Origin of the sequence: Clostridium sp. (assembly GCF_051278035.1) — a bacterium.
Classification (GTDB): Bacteria; Bacillota; Clostridia; order Clostridiales; family Clostridiaceae; genus Clostridium_AD.
In genome coordinates this window covers 1-3,250 of sequence record NZ_JBNMNU010000290.1, presented here as the reverse complement: position 1 = coordinate 3,250, position 3,250 = coordinate 1, and the positions used below count along the sequence as shown (strand labels likewise).

Annotated in this window: 3 protein-coding genes; 1 reads left to right on the top strand and 2 read right to left on the bottom strand. The window is 29.4% G+C overall.

Annotated elements, in window-relative coordinates:
- Window positions 1-336: 336 nt before the first annotated feature.
- Window positions 337-804, top strand: a complete 468-nt coding sequence (ispF, locus tag ACJAX4_RS23090; RefSeq protein WP_435791787.1) for a 2-C-methyl-D-erythritol 2,4-cyclodiphosphate synthase — start codon at window positions 337-339, stop codon at window positions 802-804.
- A gap of 65 nt (window positions 805-869) precedes the next feature.
- On the opposite strand, the gene ACJAX4_RS23085 is transcribed toward ispF, so the two are convergent.
- Both ACJAX4_RS23085 and ACJAX4_RS23080 read right to left on the bottom strand, forming a co-directional pair.
- Complete coding sequence (locus ACJAX4_RS23085) at window positions 870-2,783, bottom strand: EAL domain-containing protein (protein ID WP_435791786.1); 1,914 nt, start codon at window positions 2,781-2,783, stop codon at window positions 870-872.
- 108 nt (window positions 2,784-2,891) lie between these two features.
- Window positions 2,892-3,101: a hypothetical protein gene (locus ACJAX4_RS23080; RefSeq protein ID WP_435791785.1), complete on the bottom strand. Its 210-nt coding sequence runs from the start codon at window positions 3,099-3,101 to the stop codon at window positions 2,892-2,894.
- Window positions 3,102-3,250: the final 149 nt, after the last annotated feature.

Here is a 3,250-nt window from a genome sequence, read left to right as displayed (position 1 = left end):
TTAAAATCTTGAATCATCATCTTTTGTTTTATATTAGCCTCGTACCGCATTGATAAAGCAGAGATAATTATTGCCGCTCCTATAATCATAAAAATTATTGCGATATAGCTCTTTTTCATAATTTTGCCTCCATCCATTTTATGATATTTTTAAGATGTCTAATTATTATATCATATTTCTTTATTGTAACTAACATTTAATTATATATTTGTTATTTATTTGAATTGCTTCGTATAATAAAATTTCTTGATTCCTTTCTTATGAAATGCTATATTAGGCATATAATCATATACGATTTAAGAAACAGATAAATTAAATTGAAAAGAGGTAATTAATTTGAGAATTGGAATGGGATACGATGTTCATAAATTAGTTAAGGATAAGAATCTAATACTTGGTGGAGTAACCATACCACACGAAACTGGTTTACTCGGCCATTCAGACGCCGATGTTCTCATTCACGCTATTATGGATGCTCTTCTAGGCGCCGCAGCTCTGGGTGACATTGGCAATCATTTTCCTGATACTGAGACTAAATATAAAGGCATTTCTAGCATTGTTTTACTTAAGCACGTATGCAGTTTACTAAATAGCGAAAACTATATAATTGAAAATATCGATGCTACAATTATTGCACAAAGGCCTAAAATGGCACCATATATTCCCTCTATGGTAAAAAATATTGCAGATGCTCTACAACTACCTATTGATAAAGTTAATATTAAAGCTACTACCGAAGAAGGGCTTGGCTTCACCGGACGCTGTGAGGGAATCTCTTCAAACGCCATATGCCTTTTAAAATAGGGTTATATATTCTTCTGTAAATAATAATAAAAAAGGCATTTCTTTATAAAGAAATGCCTTTTTTTCTAGAATCCCTGTTTCCAAATTTCATAATCCGCATGATCAATAAGCATAGCAGAAGAAAAATATGTACCCTGGCCATATTCAACACCGAGTTCCACTAGTTTTTCCTTTTCTTCTAGGGTTCGTATTCCCTCAGCTATAATTTTCATACCAGTTTTTATAGCCATTCTAACCATATGTTCTACCATTAATGCCTTTATTTCATCTTTCTCAATATCTCTTACTATTTCCTGAGAAATTCTTATAAAATGTGGCTTCATTTTTATTAATTCCACCATATTAGAATTACCCTCTCCATAGTTATCCATAGCTATTTTAAATTTTAGCTCATTAGCAAAATTACGCCAGAATGCACTTCTTGGTATACGTTGCGTAATTTCTAAAACTAAGTTTGCACCTTTCAATTTCTTTATAACTTTTTTAATAGTATGTCTTGTAGTATCCGATTGAATCTTAAAAAACAACCCCTCTTCAGTAAATGGTCCAAGTTTATCTAGATAATTAGCTAATTTATCGCAAGCTAGCATAGTAAGATTTTCTAAGTCTCCTGTAAGTCTCGCCTTTTCAAACATATCATCCGGAAAAAATTCTAGTCTTGAATCTCTAACTAATATTTCTAATGATTTAACTTTTCCACTACTAAGGTTTATAATGGGTTCAACCGTAAGTTCTATAGATTTATTTTTTATTATACCGGAAATATGATATGCCTTTTCATCAATCTTATATATTAACTCCTCATCTAAATACTCACTCATTGAAGTTTTATCTAAAAACCATCCAACACTAGTACTTGAAGAAAGACTGGGATTATATAAATCTATAAGTTCATGCTTTAAAACAGCTCTTAAGTTATACATTGTATATATCATTGCTGCCATTCTTTTATTTTCATCATTTGTTTTACGAATGAAATTTAAACCCGCAGAGACTCCAGCTAAATAAAAAGATGGCTCATATAGTTTGTTTCTAGAATCTGAGAGCAAATAATCTATACCGTGTCTGAGTTCTGGTATTATATCTCTAAGTATACTAGCTCCTTCTCCATCAGGAATATCAACATATTTTACATTTCTTGTTAACTCTTCACATAAACTAATCCAAAATTTTCTTTGCTTGTTGTTATCAAATTTTAAATAATCCATTAGTGAATGCAATTCTAAATACCTTGTATCATAGAATATATTGCTATGAACTTGATAAGTTCCAAAGTCAATAATAGAGGGTTTTTTAACTGAAACAATTATATTACCTCCATGAAAATCACCATGTATACAGGAATCCAAATATTTAATCTGGTTACCATTCCATACTGCTTCATCAGTAAAGAATTTATAAGGATTTGGGAAAAATTTATCAACCCCATCAATAACTAACCACTTTTTATCTTCATCAATCATTAATGTTTCAAAAGCCTTTATAAGTTTTGAATCCATAAATCTATAACCTAATGAGCTTTTCACGATATCAATAGGCGATTTAATTTCAGATGTATGAGGTTTGTTCCAAGTATATAAAAATTTTGCTACTTGCTCTGAAGTTTGCTTAACTAATGCTAATTCATTTTCCAATGAATATTTAAGGGTTTTTATTCCTAGTACAGTATCTCCGCCCAATTCATATAGCACTCCAAATCTCTTTATATTATTTTTACATAAAATTTCAACTTCATCAATAATTTTAGGGATAAATCCCTCAATAGAATTTTCTCTAGATTGTAAAAACGCTATGTTATGAAGTCCACTTTCATTTATTTCTTGTATTTTTAAAACTCCAAGTTTTCGAGATTCTCCAAATTCCACTGTATATACAGCTGCGCCAGATTGTCCATCATTTAATTCATTTATTATTTCTATCGGTTGGTTTTCTGTTGAAAAATATTCCAAAACCATTGTTTTCTCTCGCTGGCTTAGCATTTATTACCCCCTGTATCTATTTATTGTTATTATAATTCTGTTTATAATGTAAATAGACATATCCTCCTTCAACATATTGTACTTATATATAATTATACTACAAATATTTTATTTACTAAATAGCTTTCTTGTACAATAATACTTATCTGCTTTTTTTTCTAAGTCAAATTCATTTATAGATGTAACTCTGTCATGTTGTTCTACATGAAGCACGTAACCCTCCTCATTCCTATTTGCAAAAAAAACTCTCGTACAATTCATGACGTCTACTTTATCCCCACAAATATCATAAATAAGTTTTGGTATTTTATTTAACATAAATATCTACCCCTTTAATAATTATTAACTATGAATTAATAAATACTATTTGAGGTTAGTATTTATGCTAAAAATGTTATTAAATCTAATTTTATATTTTAAGATAAATAAAAACAAAAAACTTTCAGAATAAATCTAAAAGTTTCTTG